1 protein-coding gene is annotated in these 620 nt (G+C 71.5%); it reads right to left on the bottom strand.

Translation table 11 applies throughout. The features are described from left to right. The coding region (locus tag ACLEQD_RS44955) for an AMP-binding protein (RefSeq protein ID WP_410392000.1) at positions 1–620 on the bottom strand (620 nt) is incomplete at both ends.

The raw sequence follows: 620 nt of genomic DNA, 5'->3' as shown, positions 1-620 counted from the left end.
CGGCCCACGTACTCGATGGCACCGTCGGGCAGCCAGCGGGCCACGTCGCCGGTGCGGTACAGCCGCGCGCCGGGTGTGTCGCTGAAGGCATCCGGGATGAAGCGCTCGGCCGTCAGCTCCGGGCGTCCCAGGTAGCCGCGCCCCACCTGCACGCCGCCGATGAAGAGCTCCCCCGGCACGCCCACGGGAACGGGCTCCAGGCGGGAGTCCAGCAGGCGAATCTGGGTATTGGCCACGGGCCGGCCAATGGGCACCGAGCGACGAGACTCCCCTGGCAGGCACTGGTGGAAGGTGACGTCGACGGCGGCCTCGGTGGGGCCGTAGAGGTTGTGCAGTCCGGCCCACGGCAGCCGCCGCAGGCAGCGCTCGGCCAGCTCCAGGGGCAGGGCTTCACCGCTGCACACCACGCGACGCAGCGATGTGCACGCCTCCAGCCCTGGCTCTTCCAGGAACACCTGGAGCATGGAGGGCACGAAGTGCAGCGTGGTGACACCGGCCTCGGCGATGAGGCGCGCGAGGTAGGCGGGCTCCTGGTGTCCGCCGGGCTTCGCGACGACGAGGCGCGCGCCCGTCATGAGGGGCCAGAAGAACTCCCAGACGGAGACGTCGAAGCTGAAAGG

The sequence above is a fragment of the Corallococcus sp. 4LFB genome (genome assembly GCF_046520365.1).
Taxonomy (GTDB): domain Bacteria; phylum Myxococcota; class Myxococcia; order Myxococcales; family Myxococcaceae; genus Corallococcus; species Corallococcus caeni.
The sequence above is the reverse complement of the archived record's forward strand: the minus strand, read 5'-3'. Positions and strand labels throughout refer to the sequence as shown.